We start from the raw sequence: 19,149 nt of genomic DNA on the forward strand, positions 1-19,149 counted from the left end.
CAGGCCGCGGTGAGGTGCCTGTAGAACTGGCATGTGCATGGTTTCTCCCTGATCAACCCGTCAAGCCTCGGCACTTGTCCGGGTCAAGTCAAGCCAAGCCGAAGAAGCGATTGAAACAGTCTGCAACAAGGGCCGCGCCCTGCTCGTCGTTCAGGTGCAGGTGGTGACCGCCGGGCAGCGTCACCTGCTCGAAGGGCAACTGCTCCAGCAGGCTGGCGTGGCGCACCAGCATGCCCTGCTCGGCCACCACCAGGCAGGTCGGGCACTGAATGCGCTGCACGAAGGCCATGGCCTGGGCCGGATTCAGCCGCACTGGCGATGGCAGGGTCAGGCGGCTGTCGCTTCGCCAACTGTAGCCGCCCGCCACGGGCATCAGCCCGCGCTGGGCGAGCAGCTCGGCGGCCTCGTGGCTGACCGCAACCATCCCTTTCATGCGCGCCTGCACCCCTTGCTCCAGCGTGGAGTACACCGACTTGCGCTTGCCATCCAGGCGCAGCTGCGCCTGCAGAGCCATGCCCAGCCGCTCGGCGGCCTCGTGCTCGCTCGCGGTAGGTGGCACGACACCGTCGATCAGCGCCAGGTGGCTGACCCGCTCAGGCAATGCACCGGCCAGTTGCACGCTGATCACCGCACCCAGCGAGTGGCCGAGCAGGGCGAATCGCGTCCAGCCCAGCTGGGCGGCCACTCTCAGCACATCGTGCACATAATCGGCCAGGTGATAGCTTGCGCCGATAGGACGGTGCTCGGAGCAGCCATGCCCGGCCAGGTCCAGGGCGACGATGCGCAGGCCTGCGAGTCGCGGCGCCAGGCGGGCGAAACTGTTGGCATTGTCGAGCCAGCCATGCAGCGCGATCACGGGCAGCCCATCGGCGGGCCCGAACAGGTGAGCGGCCAGCTCGATATGACCCAGGCTAAGGCGGATTTCCTCGGCCACCCTTGTCATTGCCGGCTCCAGCGGTCGAACAGGCCCTTGATCAGGCTGGCCGTGTCGAGCGGGCGCTCGAGCGGAAACATGTGCCCGCCCGGCACGCTGTGGCATTCGCCGCGCGGCAGGCGACGCACCGCCAGGGCGTGGTGCCTGCGAACCACGCCACTGTGCTGGCCTCGCACCATGGCCAGCGGCACCTGCAACTGGCGCGCAGGCGCCGGGCTGGTGTGAGGGATGCTGCGGTAGATACGCATTTCGGTGGAGGCGTCGAAGTGCAGGCGCACGCCCTGCTCCGCCTGTTCCAGGCCGTGGTCCACGTAGGCCTGCAGGCAGTCGGGATCGAAGGCGCGAAACAGCGCCTTGCTGGCGAAGTAGCGGTGGGCCGATTCGCGGTCCGGGAACGCCTCGCGGCGCCCGGCGGTGCGTGCCGCCGGGGTGAGGCGATCGATCAGGCCCAGACCCTTGGCGGTGCGGATCACCCACTGGTCGGCGCGGGTCAAAAGGGGCGAGTCGAGCATCACCACGCCACGATAGAGCTCGGGCCGCCGCAGGGCTGCATGCAGGTGCAGCACGCCTCCCAACGAGTGCCCCACGCCCCACACCGGCGTGCTCTGCGCGGCCAGGTGATGGAGCAACTCATCCACCAGGCACAGCCAGTTGTCGTTCACCGGAAAGCGTGGGTCGTGGCCATGGCGATCCAGATGCAGCACCTGGTAGTCCGGCGCCAGCGCGGCGAACAGCTTGCCATAGGTGGCCGAGGGGAAGCCGTTGGCATGGACGAAGAAGATCTGCTGGGACATGGTCGCCGGATCCAGAAGGGAGTCGGACCATTGTCGGCAAGCCACACCCCCTCGGCAACGTCCGGATAGGTCATCGCCGAGGGTATTCAGGTCAGGCACCACCGTCCAGGCGGCTCAAGGCTCGCTGCAAACAGGCTTTCATATAGGTCAATTGACTGTTGAGCGCCTCGCAGGCGAGTTGCAGATCCAGAGGGCTCAACTCGGCGCGGGCCAAGGCCAGACAACTGGTCTGAACGCGACTGGACACTTCGCAGCACGCCTGTTGCAACACCTGCAACTCATGCGCCGCATGCAGCGATGCCGCAGAGACTTCACGGTCTTCCAGACGACCCAGCAAGTGGTAGAGCCGGGCATCGGCCGCTTCGCGCAACAGGCTGTGCTCGGCGAAGTCCAGCGCCACGCCGGCCTCCAGCTTGCCGATCGTCGGCCGCAAATCCAGAGACCTCATCAATTCGCGTTGCAGACCACTCATCAAGACCCCCAGGATCACTGCATTGGTTGCCCCGAACGCTAGCAAGCGGTGCGCGGCGCCCACAACTGACAGAAATGTCAGTGGTCAAGGATCACTCCGGGGCGTGCAGTCCTCGCAAGATCATCAGGCCTGCCAGAGGCCAGTCACCCTCCAACTGCGCCAGGGTCGCGGTGCTCATGGGCGCGGGGGCCTGGACATGCCCCTCCACCAGCATGCCGACCAGCGCACCCACAAGGGGTTGATGGCTCACCAGCAGCACCTGCTCCAGCCCCAGCCGCTCGATTTCGCCGATCACCTCGCCCACGTCGCTCTCCGGCGTGAGCCAGGGGACGGTGCGCACGGGCTGGGCGAAATCCAGGATGTCGTGCACCAGTGCGGCGGTCTGCTGCGCCCGCACGTAAGGGCTGGCGATGATCGCCTGCAAGGGCTGACCCAACAGCCGAGCGGCGCTGCGCAACACCTGCTCGCGTCCATGGGCGGTCAGACGCCGCTCGGCATCGGTGTTCGCCCGCGGCTCGGCTTCGCCGTGGCGCAATATCCACAGCGTCACAGTTTCGGCTCCTCGTCACGGGCCGGGTACGCAGCAGGCTCCACGCGGTGCGCTGGCTCGCCATCGGCAGCACGCGGCGTCGGCCAGTCGGCGAATGGCCAGGGTTTCTGCTCGGTGTGGAAACTGCCGAAGCGACCGATCTGGGCCAGGAACTGGCTGAGGCTGTCGCCGAAGTTCATCAGGCTGGCGCTGGGCGCGCTGTACACCAGGCGGTAGACCAGTTGCACCAGCACCAATGCGCCGAGCAGCACTTCGGCCAGTTGCCAGACCAGCACGAACACCAGCATCCACAGAATCCGCAGGACGATCGACTCGCGCCGGGCGTGCTCGGGGGTATCGTTCATGTCTCGCTCCTCGCTGTAGGCGGCTCAGTTGAAGCCGCTGGTGGAAATGAAATCGACATCGGTCTTGGGCTCGGCGCGCATCAGGTGCTCGATCACCTGGGCCAAGGTGCGTCCCTCGAACAGGATCGCATGCAACCCCGCCACCAGCGGCATGTACACCTGCGCCTGCACCGCCTTGGCCTTGAGCACCTTGAGCGTGTTGACCCCCTCGGCCACCTCGCCCAGGCGGCTCACCGCCTCCTCCAGGCTCAAACCCTGGCCAAGCGCGTAGCCCACCTGGTAGTTGCGGCTCTTGGGCGAGGAACAGGTGACGATCAGGTCCCCTACCCCTGCCAGTCCGAGGAAGGTCATGGGGTTGGCGCCCTGGCTGACGGCGAAACGGGTCATCTCGGCCAGCGCTCGGGTGATCAGCATGCTCTTGGTGTTCTCGCCCATCTCCAGCGCCACGGCCATGCCGGCGATGATCGCGTAGACATTCTTCAACGCCCCGCCGAGCTCGACACCGAACCGGTCGGTGCTGGCATAGACCCTGAAGGTGCGCCCGTGCAGCACGGCCTGGACCTGCTCGCACAGGGCTTCGTCCTCGCTGGCCACCACGGTGGCGGTGAGCGCATGCTCGGCGATCTCCCGCGCCAGGTTGGGCCCGGACAGCACGCCGATGCGTGCCCGGGGCGCGATTTCCTCGATGATCTGGCTCATCAGCTTGAACGTGTTCGGCTCGATGCCTTTGGTCAGGCTCACCAGGCCCTTGCCACGAACCCGCTCGGCATGCGGCGCCAGGACGCTGCGCAAAGCGCTGGACGGCAGCGCGACGAAAATCAGCTCGCTGTCCTGCAAGGTGCCGGACAGGTCGTTCACCGGCTCGACTCCGTCGTGCAGGCGGATGCCTTTGAGGTAGCGTGGGTTCTCACGGTTGATGCGCATGGCCTGGGCCTGCTCCGGGTCGCGCATCCATTGACGCACTGGGTTGCCGTTGGCCGCCAGCAGGTTCGCCACGGCGGTGCCGAAGCTTCCGCCTCCGAGCACTGCAACAGGTCGCTGTTCAGTCATATTCAATCCGTCAAAGCCAATAAATAGAGGGCGACCGGGGCATTATAGGGGCAAGCGGCCGGCTTCAAACGACCCATCTCAAGAAAAGCCGACAAGGTCTGCGACACCGGCTCGCCGTGCCTAGCTTGCCTGCGGACCGCTCGGGTAACATGCGCGCCTGATCTTCCACACAAGGCCGTCACGTGTTCCCCGGCACGCCCCCCGCCCACCGCCTGCTGCTGCTGACTGCCCTGCTCGGTGGACCGGCCATGGCCGACGATCTGTTCGTCGACAGCCAGGACCTGCCGCAGGTTCTGACCGCCACGCGGCTCAAACAATCCCCGGCCGCGGTGCCCGGCAGCATGACCGTGCTCGACAGCGAACTGATCCACGCCAGCGGGGCGCGGGACATCCCCGAATTGCTGCGCCTGGTGCCAGGCATGATGATCGGCTACGGCGCGGGCAACCAGCCAACGGTCAACTACCACGGCAGCAACGTCAACGACGCCCGGCGCATGCAGGTACTGATCGACGGTCGCTCGGTATACCGGGCGGGCCTGGCCACGGTCGACTGGAGCGACATCCCGCTGGCCATCGAGGACATCGAGCGCATCGAAGTGTTTCGCGGGCCCAACACCGTCAGCTACGGCGCCAATGCACTGATGGCGGTGGTCAACATCCTGACCCGCCGCCCTGCCGACAGCCACGGCACGCGCCTGAAGATCACCCGTGGCGAGGACGGCATCGACGACTTCTATGCCAGCCAGGGCTGGGGCTGGGACGGCGGGGACGCGCGCCTGTCGGTGTCCGGCCTGCAGGACGACGGCTTCGACAAGGACCAATACGGGCAAGACTACCGTGACAGCCGCCGCCTGAGCCGTTTCAACCTCAGCGTGAGCCATGCGCTGACGGCCGATCAGACCCTGGAGTGGCAACTGGCGGCCAAGGAAGGCAGCGACCAGCGCCCCTACACCTACAAGCCCGTGTTTCCCTTCGTCGACGGGCGCGGCGACAACGCCGATCTGGATGCCAAGGACTACGCCGGATCGCTGCGCTGGAGCATCGACTTCAGCCCCGAGCACAGCCTCTACGTCCAGGGCTCGGCCCAGCAGTTCGACCGCCATCAGGTGTGGCGCGCCTGCGACGCGACCCTGGCCTTCAGCCCTGAGCTGACGCGCCTGTGGCAATTGAGCCCGGACTATGCCGAGCGGGTGGCGCGCAGCGCCAACAACCCGCCCGGCAGCCGCGATCCGCTGTTCCAGGGCCTGCGTGACCAGGTCCAGCAACAGTGGGACGACGGCGCCAACCGCCAGGTGTGCGGGGACGTCGACCAGAGCACCCGGGAAACCCGCTACGACCTGGAAATCCAGGACACGCTGAGCCTGACCGACAGCCTGCGCCTGCTCAGCGGCTTCAACTACCGCTATGATCGCGCCGACTCGCAGACCTATTTCGACGGCAGCGTGGACGATCGCACCTGGCGCCTGTTCGGCCAGCTCGAATGGCGTGCCGACGAGCACTGGATCCTCCAGGGCGGTGCGATGTTCGAAGACAGCGAGCTTTCCGGGAGCTCGCTGACCCCTCGGGTAGCCGTCAACTACCTGATCACCCCACGCCACGGATTGCGCGCGGTGTATTCCGAAGCCGTGCGCTCGCCCGACATGTTCGAGAACAACGTCAACTGGAGCTATACCGTTGGCAACCTCACACCCAATGTGCTCGGCCTGCGCGACGGCCAGTACTTCGTCAAGACTCGCGGTCCGGGCGACCTGGAGCAGGAGCGCATGCGCTCGCGCGAACTGGGCTACAACGGCGACTTCTCCGAGCTGGGTCTGAACCTGGACGTGAAGCTGTTCCATGACCAGATCACCGGCATGATCAGCGAGCCACTGAAAAACAACCAGTACATCGCCAGTAACGCCAATCAGGCCAGATTCACCGGCACCGAGACCCAGCTGGACTGGCGGTTGAGCCCGCGCGACCGGCTGCGCTTGACCTACGCCTATGTCGATGCCTGGGCCAGCAATCCCGACGACCGCCGCCTCAGCGCACGCAACAGTGGCTCGGCCGGCTGGCTGCGTGAGTGGGGCGACGGCTGGTCCAGCGCCCTCTTCTACTATGGCGACGATGCGCTCAACCAGTATCGCTACGAACGGGTCGATCTGCGGATCGCCAAGCGCCTGCGCATCCAGGGCAGCACGCTGGAACTGTCGGCGCTGTGGCAGCAGCGCCTGGACGATCAACCCACCACCATCGAACAGAACCGCTACGACAGTCGTCATCGCCTGAGCTTCAGCGCGGAGCTGGCGTTCTGATGCTGGCGCTGCTGCGTCTGCTGCTGCTGTGCCTGTGGCCGGCGGGCACGCTGTGCGCCAGCGAGATCCTGCTCGTGGGCAGTGAAGACCAGCCCAGCGTGCGCAGCTTCGCCGCCGCGCTGCAAACCCGACGGCCGCACGACGAGGTGCGCTTCCAAACCCTCGAACAGGTCCCGCCGCCCCATCGGATTGGCGCGGACACTCGCCTGATCCTGCTGGACGAGGCTGCGCTGGACTGGCGTTTGCGCGACGGGTCAGGCCCTCCGGCACTGGCGCTGCGGATCAGCCGAGTGCAGGCCGAGCAACGCCTGGGGGCCTCGCGACCGGCCTTTCTGAGCCTGCTGTGGAGCGATCCGCCGCCGGCGCGGCAGCTGCGCCTGACACGCTACCTGTTGCCCCAGGCGCGACGCGTCGGTGTGCTGTACGGCCCGGCCAGCCGCTTCCTGATCGAGGAACTGCGCCAGGCCGCCACCGCGCTGGGCCTGGAAATCATCGCCCAGGAATGGAACGACCTGCGTGACAATCGGCCCTTGCAGGCCGTGCTGGGCGATAGCGACGTGCTGCTGGGAATCGATGATCCCGCGCTGTTCAATGCCAAGACCGCCAAGAACGTGCTGCTCAGCAGCTATGGCCGACAGATGGCCATGATCGGCCCCAATGCCGGCTTCGTCCGGGCCGGCGCCCTGGCCAGCACCTACAGCGACCAGGAGGATTGGCTGGCGGTGCTCGACGAGCTGCTGCAGCAGCCGCCGGCCCACTGGCCACGCAGTCTCTATCCCCAGCGATTCGAGGTCAGCGGCAATCAGCAGGTCGCCCGCGCCCTCGGACTCGAACCCCTAGACCCGACTGCCGCCGCCCTGGTCGTGGCCGAAGGAGCCAACGCCCCATGAGCAAGCGCCTGAGCTGGGACATCCATGCCCGTACCCAGATGATCAGCCTGGGGCCGGCACTGCTGCTCACCTTGCTGCTGATCGGTTTCTTCACCTTCGTGCGCCTGCAGGACCTGCGTCAGGAACTGGACCATACCGGGCAGTTGATCGCCAACCAGCTGGCGCCGGCGTGCGAGTACGGGGTCATCTCGGGCAACAATGAAGTGCTCGAGAGCCTGATGCGCGCCACCTTGAGCATTCCGCACGTGCGCTTTCTGGAGGTGCAGGACGGGCGCAACCATATCCTGGTGTATGTCGAGCAATCCGGTGAAAGCGTCAACCGCGCCCAGCGCGTCGAAGTGTTCCAGGCACCGATCCGCTTGCAGCAGATCCGCCTGGACAACGATTTCCTGCACCAGGGCAGTACGCCGCCAAGCGTCGGCGACGACTACCTCGGGCGCGTGATCGTCGGCATGTCGGACGACGCCTTCAGCGAGCGACAGCAGGAAATCGTGATCAAGGCGTGCATCCTCGCGCTGTTCGCCCTGGCCTTCACCTTCCTGCTCGCGCGCCGCCTGGCCAGGAGCCTGTCGATGCCGATCAGCGACATGGGCCATGCGGTCAAGGCCATCCAGCAGGGCGAATTCAACGCGCCGTTGCCGGTGGTGGACGACAGCGAGCTAGGCCACCTGGCGCGGCACATCAACAACCTGGCCAACGCCCTCGATCAGGCCAGCCGTGAACAGCGCCAGACCATCGCCGAACTGGTCCAGGCCCGCGAGGAGGCTGAGCGCGCCAACCGCGCCAAATCCGACTTCCTGGCCATGATGAGCCATGAACTGCGCACCCCCATGAACGGTGTGATGGGCATGCTGCAATTGCTCGAGACCACCACCCTGACCCACGAGCAGGCCGAGTACACGGCAGTGGCCAGCGAATCCACAGGGCACCTGCTCAAGGTCATCAATGACATCCTCGATTTTTCCCGCATCGAGCGCACCAGCCTGGAACTGGAGCACATCGACTTCAACCTCGGCGAGCTGATCCGCAGCAGCGTGCAGTCCTTCCAGCACAGCGCCCAGCAGCGCGACCTGCAACTGCGCCTGCAACTGGCCGCGGGTATGGACACCTTGCAGGTGGCCGGCGATCCCACGCGCATCCGCCAGATCCTGCTCAACCTGGTCGGCAACGCGCTGAAGTTCACCGAGCGCGGCGAAGTTCAGGTCGACGCCCAGTGGCGCATGCTCGATCACCAGCTGCTGCGCCTGACGTGCACCGTGCGCGACACCGGTATCGGCATCGACAGCGACCGGCTGGAGACCATGTTCGAAGCCTTCCAGCAAGCCGACAGCTCGATTTCCAGACGCTACGGCGGCACCGGGCTGGGCCTGCCGATCGCCCGGACCCTGGCCGAGCGCATGGGCGGCACCCTGCGCGGTGAAAGCCGTGAGGGTGCGGGCTCGACCTTCACCCTGGAAATCCCGCTGGCGCGCGCCAGCAAGCCGTTCGGCCTGCCGCTGGAGCTGGAACGCCAGGGTGCGACGCTCGGCCGCGGCCAGCGGATACTGCTGGTGGAGGACAATCCGGTCAATCAGAGCGTGATCGAGGCCATGCTGCGCAGCCTGGGTTTCCAGGTCGACCTGGCCAACGATGGCGAACAGGCCGTCGCCCTGGGCACGGAACGAACGTACGCGGCGATCCTGATGGACTGTCGCCTGCCCGCACTGGACGGCTACGAAGCCACGCGCCGCCTGCGCCACAACGGCCGCGACCTGCCGATCATCGCCCTGACCGCCAATGCGTTGGTCGGCGATCGCGAACGCTGCCTGGACGCGGGCATGAACGACTACCTCAGCAAACCGTTCAAACGCGCCGAGCTGCTGCGCGTTCTGCAGGGCTGGCTGCCCGGGCTCACTGCGTCTACTGGCGATAAATGATAAAGTGCGGCAGTCTTAAATACTGGACAGGGCCTGCAAGGGACCGGACAATAAACTTTCAGTGCACACCTGTACTCGTTTGTCGGGTGTACTGTGACTTTCACCCCAACGCAATAGTCTACCTGTAGGCTGCCGCTCTGGTATCTGTAGGATCCCAGACCGGCCGGGAAGATTCATCCCCTGCCACAGGGGGTTATTGAGGAGCTCGCATGACCAAACAACACGCCTTTACTCGGGAAGACCTGCTGCGCTGCAGTCGCGGTGAGCTGTTCGGCCCAGGTAATGCGCAACTGCCCGCCCCGAACATGCTGATGGTCGATCGCATCGCCCACATCAGCGAGGAAGGCGGCAAGTACGGCAAAGGTGAATTGGTCGCTGAGCTGGATATCAACCCGGACCTGTGGTTCTTCGCCTGCCATTTCGAGGGCGATCCCGTGATGCCAGGGTGCCTTGGCCTCGACGCCATGTGGCAGCTGGTCGGCTTCTTCCTCGGCTGGCAGGGTCGTCCGGGCCGTGGCCGCGCGCTGGGCTCGGGCGAGGTGAAATTCTTCGGCCAGGTCCTGCCGACCGCCAAGAAGGTCACCTACAACATCCACATCAAGCGCGTCCTGAAGGGCAAGCTGAACATGGCCATCGCCGATGGCTCGGTCAGCGTCGACGGTCGCGAGATCTACACCGCCGAAGGCCTGCGGGTCGGCGTGTTCACCTCCACTGACAATTTCTAAGGGTTATTCGCATGCGCCGCGTCGTTATCACTGGTCTGGGCATCGTTTCGTGCCTGGGCAATGACAAAGCTACCGTCACCGAAAGCCTGCGCAACAGCCGTCCGGGTATTCGCTACAACCCGGAATACAAGGAAATGGGGCTGCGGAGTCAGGTGTCCGGCTCCATCGACCTGAACCTGGAAGAACTGATCGACCGCAAGGTCTATCGCTTCGTCGGTCACGCCGCCGCCTACGCCTACCTGGCCATGCAGGACGCGATCAAGGACGCCGGCCTCACCGAAGAGCAGGTCTCCAACCCGCGTACGGGCCTGGTGGCCGGCTCTGGTGGCGCATCGACACTCAACCAGATGGAAGCGCTGGACACCCTGCGCGAGAAAGGCGTGAAGCGCGTCGGCCCTTACCGCGTTACCCGCACCATGGGCAGCACGGTTTCGGCTTGCCTGGCCACCCCGTTCAAGATCAAGGGTATCAACTACTCGATCTCGTCGGCCTGCGCCACCTCGGCACACTGCATCGGTACTGCCCTGGAGCAGATCCAGTGGGGCAAGCAGGACATCGTCTTCGCCGGTGGCGGTGAAGAAGAGCACTGGAGCCAGTCGTTCCTGTTCGATGCCATGGGTGCCCTGTCGACCAAGCGCAACGATGATCCTGTGCACGCCTCGCGCGCCTACGACGCCGACCGCGACGGCTTCGTCATCGCCGGCGGCGGCGGCATGGTGGTGGTCGAGGAACTCGAGCACGCACTGGCCCGTGGTGCCAAGATCTACGCCGAGATCGTCGGCTATGGCGCCACCTCCGATGGCTACGACATGGTCGCGCCGAGTGGCGAAGGCGCCATCCGCTGCATGCAGCAGGCCCTGTCGACCGTCGACACGCCCATCGACTACCTGAACACCCACGGCACCTCCACCCCGGTCGGCGATGTCGCCGAGATGAAGGGCGTGCGTGAAGTGTTCGGCAGCAACGCGCCGAAGATCAGCTCCACCAAGAGCCTCTCGGGTCACTCCCTGGGCGCTGCCGGCGTGCATGAGGCGATCTACTGCCTGCTGATGATGGAAAACAACTTCATCGCCGGCTCCGCCAACATCGACGAACTGGACCCGGAAGTGGCCGACCTGCCGGTGCTGCGCCAGACCGAAGAAAACGCCAAGCTCGATACCGTCATGAGCAACAGCTTCGGCTTCGGCGGCACCAACGCCACCTTGGTACTCAAGCGCTGGACTGGCCAGTAAGGCCCGTCGGTTGAAGCAAAACGCCCCGACTGGTTCGGGGCGTTTTGTTTTCAGCGCGTTTCGCGCAGACGGCGCAAGCGGCGCCGCTGGCCCACGCAGATGTAGGCCAGGATCAGCAACGCAAATCCCAGCCCGGCAGCGCCGGCGATCAGCCACTGGCCATACCGGGCCATCTGCGCCTGGAAACCACTGACCTCACGCACGAACTGCAGGCGCGCCGGGCCATCGGCGTGAACGACGCTGATACCGCCTTGAGTGATCTGGGAAAAATCGGCGTCGAAGTACACCCACACCCGGCACACGCCCCCAGCCTCGATGCTGGGAATCTGAATGATGTTGGTGGCCTTTTCGGGGATGCTGTCATCGCCGGCATCGTCGCGCACCTGCACCAGCCCCTTGGCTGGCAAACGGATGTACACCTGGCTGAGCGGCTTGTCGCTGGTATTGCGCAGCGTCAGGAACAGACCGGTGCGATGATCCACCAGGCCCGCTTCGAACGGTTTGGCGAACAACTGCATGTAGGGTGTCTGCGCCTGGGTCACCAGCGCTTCGACCTGATCACGGTTCAACGCCCCCTTGGCCACCGCCTCCACGCCTGCGAACAGCCGCTCGTACTTGAGCTGCTCGCGGGCCTGGCCGATGCGCTCGTTGAACTGGCTGGGGTAGGTCAACGCCTGGTAGGCGATGGACGCCTCCAGACCGCGATCATCCTTGAACGACATGTACACCGCCGTGACGGCACCTGCGACGACCAGCAGACCTGCGAGGGTTTTCCCGACTTTTTCCCAGCTCACCTTGACGGTTCCTTATGACGCCGCATCCGCGGGCGAAGACCGGGGCCAAGCGTGCCAAGTAACGCTTGCCGAGGCAAGCGCCAAGCACCCGAATCGCGCCTCAGGCGAAACGCTCGACCTGCGCCGGGGTGCGCCGCATGAGCACCTTGCCCGCACGAATGGACACCAGCGCCTGCCCCTGACTACGCACCATTTCATAGTCATCGGCGGCCGACAGCACCAGCAGATTGGCCGGACGGCCGACCTCCAGGCCATAGCGCTCGCCCAGGTTCAAGGTGCGCGCGCTGTTGTCGGTGATCAGATCCAGCGAACGCTGCAGGTCTTCGTAGCCGAGCATGTGGCAGATGTGCAGACCCGCTTCCAGCACGCGCAGGATATTGCCGTTGCCCAGCGGATACCACGGATCGACGATCGAGTCCTGGCCGAAACACACGTTCAGGCCAGCGCGGTCGAGCTCGGCCACGCGCGTCACGCCACGACGCTTCGGGAAGCTGTCGAAGCGTCCTTGCAGGTGAATGCTCTCGGTCGGACACGACACGAAGTTGATGCCCGACATCTTCAATAGCCGGAACAGCTTGTAGCAATAGGCGTTGTCGTAGGACCCCATGGCGACCGTATGGCTGGCAGTCACACGCTCGCCCATGCCGCGCACCCGGGCCTCTTCGGCCAACACTTCGAGAAAGCGTGACTGCGGGTCGTCGGTCTCGTCACAATGCACATCCACCAGGCAGCCGGTGCGCTCGGCGAGGTCCATCAAAAATTTCACCGATGAAACGCCCTGGTCTCGGGTGTTCTCGAAATGGGGGATGCCGCCGACCACATCGGCGCCCAGGGCCACCGCCTCGGTCATCAACGCCCGCCCGTTGGCGTACGACTCGATGCCCTCCTGGGGAAAGGCGACGATCTGCAGATCGACCAGATGGCGGACTTCATCCCGCACCTCGACCATCGCCTTGAGCGCCACCAGGGTCGGATCGGTGACATCGACATGGGTGCGCACGTGCTGGATGCCGTGGTCCACCAGGCTGCCGATGGTTTTCTTGGCGCGCGCCTTGATGTCTTCGTGGGTGGTGATAGCCTTGCGCTCGGCCCAGCATTCGATGCCTTCGAACAGCGTGCCGCTCATGTTCCAGCGCGGCTCACCGGCGGTGAGGGTCGCATCGAGATGAATGTGCGGCTCGATGAAGGGCGCCGTCACCAGGTTCTGTGCAGCGTCGATCCCCTCGCCCCCCAGCTCGGCGAGCACTCCGGCCTGAGGCGTGATGGCGGCGATGCGCTCGCCGTCCAGCTGAAGGCTGAACAGCCCGGGTTTGCCTCGCAGTCGGGCGTTGACGATGTTCATGTGATCACTCCTTGCCTTGGCTTTCGCCCATGCGCCAGATCAGCAGCGCGACTGAGGCATTCATGCGGAAATACGGATCATCGAGCGACTGTCCGCTCAACTGCTCGATGCGTTGAATACGTTGGATGATGGTGTTGCGGTGCACGCCCAGGGACTGCGCGGCCTGAACGCCGTTACCCTGCGCCTTGAGCAGTGCATCGAGGGTCTGGATGAGCATGTCCGGGTGCTTGCGACCCTTTTCGAGCAAGGCGCCCAGGGTCTGCTCGACAAAGCTGTCGATCAGCGAACGATCGGCGATCCCTTGCAGCAGACGCAGTACCCCAAGCTCGCTGAAATCGCACCATCCGATCGCCGGGCGCAGGCTGCGCGCCACCTCGAGTGCCTGGCGCGCCTCGCCCAGCGCCTGACGGTAACTGGCGCACCCTTGTGCGAGGCTGGACAGGCCCATGACCACGTGCAACCCGTCCACCGCACGGGACAGTTGGCGATGCAGCGCGACCAGGCTCGCACGCAGCCCCGGTGAGTCCGGCAGCAACAGCACCGCCAGCTCACCGGGCAACTGGGCCATGACCGCGCCGGACTGCCGCTCGCACCACGCCTGCAACTGCTCATCGAGCCTTTGCCGGGCACGCTGCCAGGTCCGCTCGGCCTGATTGGGCGAGTGGCGCTCGAACAGCTCGGCAGGTGCACCGAGCCGCAGGGCAAGGACGCGCCGGGGCTCGTCCAGTGCAAGTTGCAGGTGACCGGCGCGCTGACGGACGATGGCCAGGCTGGGATAGTCGCCGGTCAGCAACTGGCCGAGCAGATCGTCGCGCGAGCGGCGCCATTGCTCGCCCTGCACCAGCGCCGTTCCGATCAGGTGAGTCACCACCACCATTTTCAAGGCGTAGGGCTGTTCGATCAGGGGCATCCCGAGTTGCTCGGCCCGTTCGACCACGGCAGCCGGGATCTGCTGGATGAAGCTGCCGCCGGTGAGGATCACCAACCCGGCGATACCGACCGCGTCGCCATCCTCGAGCAGGCTCAGCAAATTGCCCTGGCCACGCGGATGGTTGATGCCGGTGACGAACACCAGCTCGCCACCCATCACCCATTCGGCGATGCCCTCGTTTTCCGCCACGTAAGGCCAGCGTACCCGCCGCTGCAACTGCTGCGCACCGGCGCGCAAAGTCATCGCTTCCAGCCCGGGCAGCGCCAGCAATTGCTCCAGCGACAGGCTCATGTCCGGGCCTGGTTGGCCGGGCGAGCGCGCGCCTGCACGCGCAACACCAGGATGTAGCACAGAGCCGACGCGCCGATTCCCACCAGCGGTGCCACCCATGGCGAGCAGTAGGCCAGCACCGCGCCCACGGCATAGGCGAACAACCCGGCCGCGTTGTAGCGCGGCAGATCCACCGACGTCAGGGTCGGGTACTGGCCGCGATGGCGATACCAGAAGTCGGCCATGATCACACCGCCGATCGGAGGAATGACCGACCCCAGCAGCACCAGGAACGGAATCAGCCACTCGTACATACCGCCGATCGCCAGCAGGATGCCCAGCCCGGCCGCGACCAGCGTGGCCGTGCGCCGGCGCTCGCTGCGCAGCAGATGACAGCTGGCGGCGGCGACGTTGTAGAGCGTCGGCCCCTGGATCGTCCACAGATTCAGGCACAGCATCACGACTGCGGCGAACGACAATCCTTGCAGCATCATCACCTCGACGATGTCGGCCTGCTGGTACACCATGGCGCACCAGGCCCCCGCCACGACCATCAGACCGTTGCCCAACAGGAAGGCCACCACGCTGGCGGTCACTGCAATTTGTCCGCTGCGCGACAGGCGAGTCCAGTTGGTCGCCTGCGTGGCGCCACTGGCGAAGGTGCCGAAGACCATGGTCACGGCGGCCGAGAAGCTCAGGGTCTCGTGGGGCATCACCGCCAGCAGGCCGGCAAGGCCACCGGCCTGGCGGGTGGCAATGACCATCGAGATCACCAGCAGGACGAACATCAGCGGCACCGAAATCCGCGAGAGCCCGTTCAATCCTCGGAAGCCGATGATGGCGGTGATGCTGAAGCCCAGTCCGAACAGCACCATCAGCGGCAGCGTGTAGCCATCGGACAACCCCAGCAGCTTGACCAGCACGATGGCCACCGTCGCGGTGCCCCAGGCATACCACCCCAGTTCAGCGAAACCCAGCAGCACGTCGGACAACCGGCTGCCCGCTTCGCCGAAACAGAACCGTCCCATCAACACGGTGTTCAGACCGCTGCGCGAAGCGATGAACGCCAGGCCCGCGGCATAGAGTGCCAACAGGGTATTGCCAAGGGCGGCAATCCACAGCATGTCGACGAAATCGAAGGCCATGCCCAGCTTGCCCCCTGCGAACATGGTGCCGGTGAAGAACGTGAAACTGAACAGCACCGTGGCAATGGGCAGCAGGCCTTTACGCGCATTGGCAGGGGCTTCGGTCAAGGGGAATTCGCCGGTTGAGCTCATGATGAAACAGTCCTGGTTGAGTGCTTCAGCAGGTAGAGCAAGATGCGGGCCGGATCCCGATTGCGTCCAGGCGCCGAAAAACCGGGCGGATTCGATCACCATCGTGTGCAACCTGCACAATGACTAGCGAAAACGAGCGAGCAGAGTGGGCGTTATAGCCTGTTTTGGGGCGCGCGTGCACCTTCGCGTGTCACTCGGGATCAGCTTCGAGCGGTGTCGTTCAGAACACGCGCGATGTGCTGATCCAGGTCGATGCCCTTCTGCGCGGCGATCGCCATCGCAAGGGCCCAACGCGCCCGGTCTCGGCGAAATACGGCATAGCGCTTTAGGGCCTGTCGGTGACGTCGAGTGTTGAGAATCAGCAATCCCGCCAGTGGCACCAGGACCGACAGTGAGAAAACGACGGGCTGCTCAGCTCTGCCGGCACCCGCCAGGCTGGTGAATAGGCAGGCCAGCAAAACCAGGACGTTGAGCCCTACCCCCCACCGGTGTCCGCGGGTGACGAGCCTGAGGGCGATGCCCACCAACAGCGCGCCAATCAGGGTTGCACCGAAGGCGATCTGCAGCGTCTGCTCGTGACCTCGCCAGGTGCTGGGCGCTGCTCGAACCAGCGCCAGTGTCAGAGCACCAAGGGCCAACAGGTGTGCCAGCAGCACGCACGCGCCGTACCGGCGCATGAAGGTGATGGTCTCGCGTGTATTGAGCATCCCGGTCGCCTCCCCCATCGCTCATCGTGCCTAGAGGATAGTGTAACCGCCCAGCCCAAGCGGGCGCTCTGGAAGCAGTGAGAGATCGATCGCAGGAACAGCAGCGGTCCCGCCGCAATGGCCAGTGGCCCTCGCCCCAGGCGTTCAGACCGTGGGCACATCCCCTTGAGGCGGCTCGCCGCGCAGGCTCGCCAGTTGCCCGTCGATCATCGCCTTGGTCATGCCACTGAGGTAATAAGTGGCACGCATCAACGGGGCGGATTCGCTGGGATGGTTGATGGCGCGACGCGTGATTTCGGTCACGCAACTCATGATGGCGGAAATCTCCATGAGCGCGTCCTTGGCTGGCAGGCCGGGTATGGCCTGTACCCAGTTCATGCGCGGCCTTCGCTGCAGGCGGTCGATACCGCTGACCACCTTGAGGCCCGGCCCTTTGCTGGATTGATCGTCGTGGGACATATCGCCTCCTGAGGTGATTGGAAAAAGAGCTCGCCACCTCCGCACGCCTGACACGACCAGACCCACGCGACCCGGCGTGCGTCTCTGCCCGTGGGCCATGTCAGGCGAACGGAGGCAGCGAGCAGTCAGAGCCTAGGAGCAGCGCCGCGTCCGCGCAATGGCGCCACACGGGGAAACCCCACCCCTAGGAAAGACCTTACGCAACACTCGGAAGATTCTCGGGATCACCCCCAGATTCCTCGAAAACCTGAGTGAAAAGCACACGGATGGAACGTCGCCTGCCCTCGAACCTCACAGACTAATGCAGGGCGAATGCCGCGCTGCCCGACGGAGATCCGAAGGACTGCCCCTATGAAAAATATCTTGATGGTGCTGACATCCCACGACCAACTCGGTGATACCGGTAAGCCCACCGGTTTCTGGCTGGAAGAGTTCGCTGCACCCTACTACGTGTTCATCGACGCACAGGCGCAGATCACGCTCGCCTCGCCCAAGGGCGGGCAACCGCCGCTGGATCCGAAGAGCGACGAGCCCGATGCCCAGACCGAGGCCACGCGCCGCTTCCAGGGCGACACCCAGGCGCAGATGGCCCTGGCCGATACCGTTCCACTGCACGAGATCGACCCCTACGATTTCGATGCCGTGTTCTATCCCGGCGGTCACGGCCCGCTCTGGGACCTGGCCCAGGACAAGCATTCGATCACCCTGCTGGAAACCCTGTATGCCTCCAACAAGCCGATTGCGGCCGTGTGCCATGCTCCTGGGGTGTTCAAGCAGGCCAAGACCCCCTCGGGCGATTCGATCGTCAAAGGCAAGCGCGTGACCGGCTTCAGCAACAGCGAGGAATACGCCGTCGGGCTGACCCAGGTGGTGCCGTTCCTGGTTCAGGACGTGCTCGAGGCCAACGGTGGCGAATACTCCAAAGGTGCCGACTGGGCCAGTTACGTGGTCGAAGACGAGCACCTGATCACCGGGCAGAACCCGGCTTCGTCGGAGGCGGCCGCCAAGGCCCTGCTCGACCGATTGGCCGAGGAACCCGGAGCCTGATCCGCACTGGCGCCGGGCCGGCCCCTAAGACCCGGCTCGGCGCCCATCAGGATTCGATGCGGCCGCTCATTTACCCTTGGGAAGGACCGCCAGAAAGTTATCCCGAGCGACCTTGCGCGCCACCGCCTCGGGCAACGCATCCAGGAAGGCATCGAAACCATGCATCTGCTCACCGATGCTGGCGAACCGACCGACCACATCCGATCCCAACATGAATCGATCCGCGTAACGCTCCACCAAGGCCAGCCAAGCCTGGCGAGGCTTGCCTTGCTCGTCGAGCAGGTAAGGCTGGCGCATGCTCCAGGAGAGATCGATGTACAAGTTCGGATAGGTCTGCAGCAGGCGCTCCAGCGTCGGCAGGATGAAGTCCATCTGCTGCTGATGGCGATGGATCTCCAGGCTGGTACCCGCATGCGCCCAGATGAAGCGGGTATGTGGATGATCACGTAGCGGCTCTTCGATCTCCGCCAGGTACAGCGGGTTTCGCTCACGCTTGGAGGTGATGTTGGAATGCACCAGCACCGGCAGGTCACGCTCGGCCGCCAGGTGGTAGATCCGCGCCATCGCCTCGTTGTTGGCACGCGGCGTGTCGCCACTGGTCAGGGCGGTGAGGTCGTCATGGCGAGTGAAGATCTCGCCAATGCCCTGCCAGAAGTCAGGGTACAGCTCGAGCATGCGCTGCACATGGTTCACGGCATTCTTGTCCACAGGATTGATGCCCGACAGAAACGGATGAAAGCGCTTGCGTTCAGACGTAGGGAGCGCTTGCAGGGCAGCGACCACATGGATGTCGGTGGCGCTGAACCAATAGGCTTCGGCGTCATCCCCGGCATAGTAGCGCGGACGCTTGGGCTCGTCCTCGTGCCATTTCTTGGCGACCGGGATCCCGGAAATCATCGCGTGCTCGACGCCAGCCTCGTCCATGGCCCGCAGCAGCGCCGGCATACCCTCGCTCTCCTGGAAGAAATCCACGTAGTGCAGGTGAGCATCGCTGTAGCGGTATTCGCGGGCCTGCGCCGCAGGGCTCAGGCTCGCGCCAACAAGAAGGAAAGCCAGTGCGCTGGCGAGCATGGTGCAGTGTCCTGGTGACGATCGGAACAGCGTAGACCGTCGCGACGATC

The 19,149-nt window shown here is 64.9% G+C and carries 19 protein-coding genes; 6 read left to right on the forward strand and 13 right to left on the reverse strand.

The annotated features are described in order from the left end of the window. Window positions 1-88: 88 nt before the first annotated feature. The 6 genes from IAE34_RS14310 to IAE34_RS14335 all read right to left on the reverse strand — a co-directional run bounded on the left by IAE34_RS14310 (window position 89) and on the right by IAE34_RS14335 (window position 4,144). Window positions 89-943, reverse strand: a complete 855-nt coding sequence (locus IAE34_RS14310; protein ID WP_200139616.1) for an alpha/beta hydrolase — start codon at window positions 941-943, stop codon at window positions 89-91. After that, window positions 940-1,728: an alpha/beta fold hydrolase gene (locus IAE34_RS14315; protein WP_200139617.1), complete on the reverse strand. Its 789-nt coding sequence runs from the start codon at window positions 1,726-1,728 to the stop codon at window positions 940-942. The genes IAE34_RS14310 and IAE34_RS14315 overlap by 4 nt, the downstream gene beginning before the upstream one ends. Window positions 1,729-1,819: 91 nt before the next feature. Further along, window positions 1,820-2,200 carry a hypothetical protein gene (locus tag IAE34_RS14320; RefSeq protein WP_200139618.1) on the reverse strand — a complete coding sequence of 127 codons (381 nt, stop codon included), beginning with the start codon at window positions 2,198-2,200 and terminating at the stop codon, window positions 1,820-1,822. Between the two features lie 91 nt (window positions 2,201-2,291). Beyond that, window positions 2,292-2,750 carry a phosphohistidine phosphatase SixA gene (sixA, locus tag IAE34_RS14325; protein WP_200139619.1) on the reverse strand — a complete coding sequence of 153 codons (459 nt, stop codon included), beginning with the start codon at window positions 2,748-2,750 and terminating at the stop codon, window positions 2,292-2,294. Continuing rightward, window positions 2,747-3,094: a DUF4389 domain-containing protein gene (locus IAE34_RS14330; protein WP_200139620.1), complete on the reverse strand. Its 348-nt coding sequence runs from the start codon at window positions 3,092-3,094 to the stop codon at window positions 2,747-2,749. The genes sixA and IAE34_RS14330 overlap by 4 nt, the downstream gene beginning before the upstream one ends. A gap of 24 nt (window positions 3,095-3,118) precedes the next feature. Continuing rightward, entirely contained in the window at window positions 3,119-4,144 is a 1,026-nt protein-coding gene (locus tag IAE34_RS14335) for an NAD(P)H-dependent glycerol-3-phosphate dehydrogenase (RefSeq protein ID WP_200139621.1), read from the reverse strand. Window positions 4,145-4,326: 182 nt separating this feature from the next. Between IAE34_RS14335 and IAE34_RS14340 the strand changes: the two genes are divergently transcribed. The 5 genes from IAE34_RS14340 to fabB all read left to right on the forward strand — a co-directional run bounded on the left by IAE34_RS14340 (window position 4,327) and on the right by fabB (window position 11,201). Further along, the gene (locus tag IAE34_RS14340) at window positions 4,327-6,438 is read left to right on the forward strand and encodes a TonB-dependent receptor plug domain-containing protein (RefSeq protein WP_200139622.1); all 2,112 of its coding nucleotides are present in this window, start codon (window positions 4,327-4,329) and stop codon (window positions 6,436-6,438) included. Continuing rightward, complete coding sequence (locus tag IAE34_RS14345) at window positions 6,438-7,328, forward strand: ABC transporter substrate-binding protein (RefSeq protein WP_200139623.1); 891 nt, start codon at window positions 6,438-6,440, stop codon at window positions 7,326-7,328. Before IAE34_RS14340 ends, IAE34_RS14345 begins: the two co-directional genes overlap by 1 nt. Continuing rightward, the gene (locus tag IAE34_RS14350; RefSeq protein WP_200139624.1) at window positions 7,325-9,244 is read left to right on the forward strand and encodes an ATP-binding protein; all 1,920 of its coding nucleotides are present in this window, start codon (window positions 7,325-7,327) and stop codon (window positions 9,242-9,244) included. The genes IAE34_RS14345 and IAE34_RS14350 overlap by 4 nt, the downstream gene beginning before the upstream one ends. A 209-nt stretch (window positions 9,245-9,453) precedes the next feature. Further along, window positions 9,454-9,969, forward strand: coding sequence for a 3-hydroxyacyl-[acyl-carrier-protein] dehydratase FabA (fabA, locus tag IAE34_RS14355; RefSeq protein ID WP_200139625.1), 516 nt, complete (start codon window positions 9,454-9,456; stop codon window positions 9,967-9,969). Between the two features lie 11 nt (window positions 9,970-9,980). Continuing rightward, window positions 9,981-11,201 carry a beta-ketoacyl-ACP synthase I gene (gene fabB / locus IAE34_RS14360; RefSeq protein ID WP_200139626.1) on the forward strand — a complete coding sequence of 407 codons (1,221 nt, stop codon included), beginning with the start codon at window positions 9,981-9,983 and terminating at the stop codon, window positions 11,199-11,201. A 50-nt stretch (window positions 11,202-11,251) separates the two neighbouring features. Here fabB and IAE34_RS14365 read toward each other — a convergent pair whose 3' ends face one another. The 6 genes from IAE34_RS14365 to IAE34_RS14390 form a co-directional block, all read right to left on the reverse strand. After that, the gene (locus tag IAE34_RS14365) at window positions 11,252-11,995 is read right to left on the reverse strand and encodes a hypothetical protein (protein WP_200139627.1); all 744 of its coding nucleotides are present in this window, start codon (window positions 11,993-11,995) and stop codon (window positions 11,252-11,254) included. Between the two features lie 100 nt (window positions 11,996-12,095). After that, window positions 12,096-13,337 carry a cytosine deaminase gene (gene codA / locus IAE34_RS14370; protein ID WP_200139628.1) on the reverse strand — a complete coding sequence of 414 codons (1,242 nt, stop codon included), beginning with the start codon at window positions 13,335-13,337 and terminating at the stop codon, window positions 12,096-12,098. Window positions 13,338-13,341: 4 nt separating this feature from the next. Continuing rightward, window positions 13,342-14,559 carry a PucR family transcriptional regulator gene (locus IAE34_RS14375; RefSeq protein WP_200139629.1) on the reverse strand — a complete coding sequence of 406 codons (1,218 nt, stop codon included), beginning with the start codon at window positions 14,557-14,559 and terminating at the stop codon, window positions 13,342-13,344. Then, window positions 14,556-15,815: a cytosine permease gene (gene codB / locus IAE34_RS14380; protein ID WP_200139630.1), complete on the reverse strand. Its 1,260-nt coding sequence runs from the start codon at window positions 15,813-15,815 to the stop codon at window positions 14,556-14,558. Before codB ends, IAE34_RS14375 begins: the two co-directional genes overlap by 4 nt. A 200-nt stretch (window positions 15,816-16,015) precedes the next feature. Beyond that, a complete protein-coding gene (locus IAE34_RS14385) occupies window positions 16,016-16,522 on the reverse strand; it encodes a hypothetical protein (RefSeq protein ID WP_200139631.1) in 507 nt (168 codons plus the stop codon). Window positions 16,523-16,666: 144 nt separating this feature from the next. After that, window positions 16,667-16,981 carry a DUF3077 domain-containing protein gene (locus IAE34_RS14390; RefSeq protein WP_200139632.1) on the reverse strand — a complete coding sequence of 105 codons (315 nt, stop codon included), beginning with the start codon at window positions 16,979-16,981 and terminating at the stop codon, window positions 16,667-16,669. A gap of 351 nt (window positions 16,982-17,332) precedes the next feature. On the opposite strand from IAE34_RS14390, the gene IAE34_RS14395 reads away from it, so the two are divergent. Continuing rightward, a complete protein-coding gene (locus IAE34_RS14395; RefSeq protein ID WP_200139633.1) occupies window positions 17,333-18,028 on the forward strand; it encodes a type 1 glutamine amidotransferase domain-containing protein in 696 nt (231 codons plus the stop codon). A gap of 66 nt (window positions 18,029-18,094) precedes the next feature. On the opposite strand, the gene IAE34_RS14400 is transcribed toward IAE34_RS14395, so the two are convergent. After that, window positions 18,095-19,099, reverse strand: a complete 1,005-nt coding sequence (locus IAE34_RS14400; RefSeq protein WP_200139634.1) for an amidohydrolase family protein — start codon at window positions 19,097-19,099, stop codon at window positions 18,095-18,097. Window positions 19,100-19,149 lie beyond the last annotated feature (50 nt).

Source organism: Pseudomonas sp. S30, assembly GCF_016518545.1.
GTDB lineage: Bacteria > Pseudomonadota > Gammaproteobacteria > Pseudomonadales > Pseudomonadaceae > Aquipseudomonas.

What these genes read in the sequence shown, in the direction of transcription:
- IAE34_RS14310 (WP_200139616.1), bottom strand. Translation starts at nt 943, where the DNA reads ATGACAAGGGTGGCCGAGGAAATCCGCCTTAGCCTGGGTCATATCGAG.
- IAE34_RS14315 (WP_200139617.1), bottom strand. Translation starts at nt 1,728, where the DNA reads ATGTCCCAGCAGATCTTCTTCGTCCATGCCAACGGCTTCCCCTCGGCC.
- IAE34_RS14320 (WP_200139618.1), bottom strand. Translation starts at nt 2,200, where the DNA reads ATGAGTGGTCTGCAACGCGAATTGATGAGGTCTCTGGATTTGCGGCCG.
- IAE34_RS14330 (WP_200139620.1), bottom strand. Translation starts at nt 3,094, where the DNA reads ATGAACGATACCCCCGAGCACGCCCGGCGCGAGTCGATCGTCCTGCGG.
- IAE34_RS14335 (WP_200139621.1), bottom strand. Translation starts at nt 4,144, where the DNA reads ATGACTGAACAGCGACCTGTTGCAGTGCTCGGAGGCGGAAGCTTCGGC.
- IAE34_RS14345 (WP_200139623.1), top strand. Translation starts at nt 6,438, where the DNA reads ATGCTGGCGCTGCTGCGTCTGCTGCTGCTGTGCCTGTGGCCGGCGGGC.
- IAE34_RS14350 (WP_200139624.1), top strand. Translation starts at nt 7,325, where the DNA reads ATGAGCAAGCGCCTGAGCTGGGACATCCATGCCCGTACCCAGATGATC.
- fabA (WP_200139625.1), top strand. Translation starts at nt 9,454, where the DNA reads ATGACCAAACAACACGCCTTTACTCGGGAAGACCTGCTGCGCTGCAGT.
- fabB (WP_200139626.1), top strand. Translation starts at nt 9,981, where the DNA reads ATGCGCCGCGTCGTTATCACTGGTCTGGGCATCGTTTCGTGCCTGGGC.
- codA (WP_200139628.1), bottom strand. Translation starts at nt 13,337, where the DNA reads ATGAACATCGTCAACGCCCGACTGCGAGGCAAACCCGGGCTGTTCAGC.
- IAE34_RS14375 (WP_200139629.1), bottom strand. Translation starts at nt 14,559, where the DNA reads ATGAGCCTGTCGCTGGAGCAATTGCTGGCGCTGCCCGGGCTGGAAGCG.
- codB (WP_200139630.1), bottom strand. Translation starts at nt 15,815, where the DNA reads ATGAGCTCAACCGGCGAATTCCCCTTGACCGAAGCCCCTGCCAATGCG.
- IAE34_RS14385 (WP_200139631.1), bottom strand. Translation starts at nt 16,522, where the DNA reads ATGCTCAATACACGCGAGACCATCACCTTCATGCGCCGGTACGGCGCG.
- IAE34_RS14390 (WP_200139632.1), bottom strand. Translation starts at nt 16,981, where the DNA reads ATGTCCCACGACGATCAATCCAGCAAAGGGCCGGGCCTCAAGGTGGTC.
- IAE34_RS14395 (WP_200139633.1), top strand. Translation starts at nt 17,333, where the DNA reads ATGAAAAATATCTTGATGGTGCTGACATCCCACGACCAACTCGGTGAT.
- IAE34_RS14400 (WP_200139634.1), bottom strand. Translation starts at nt 19,099, where the DNA reads ATGCTCGCCAGCGCACTGGCTTTCCTTCTTGTTGGCGCGAGCCTGAGC.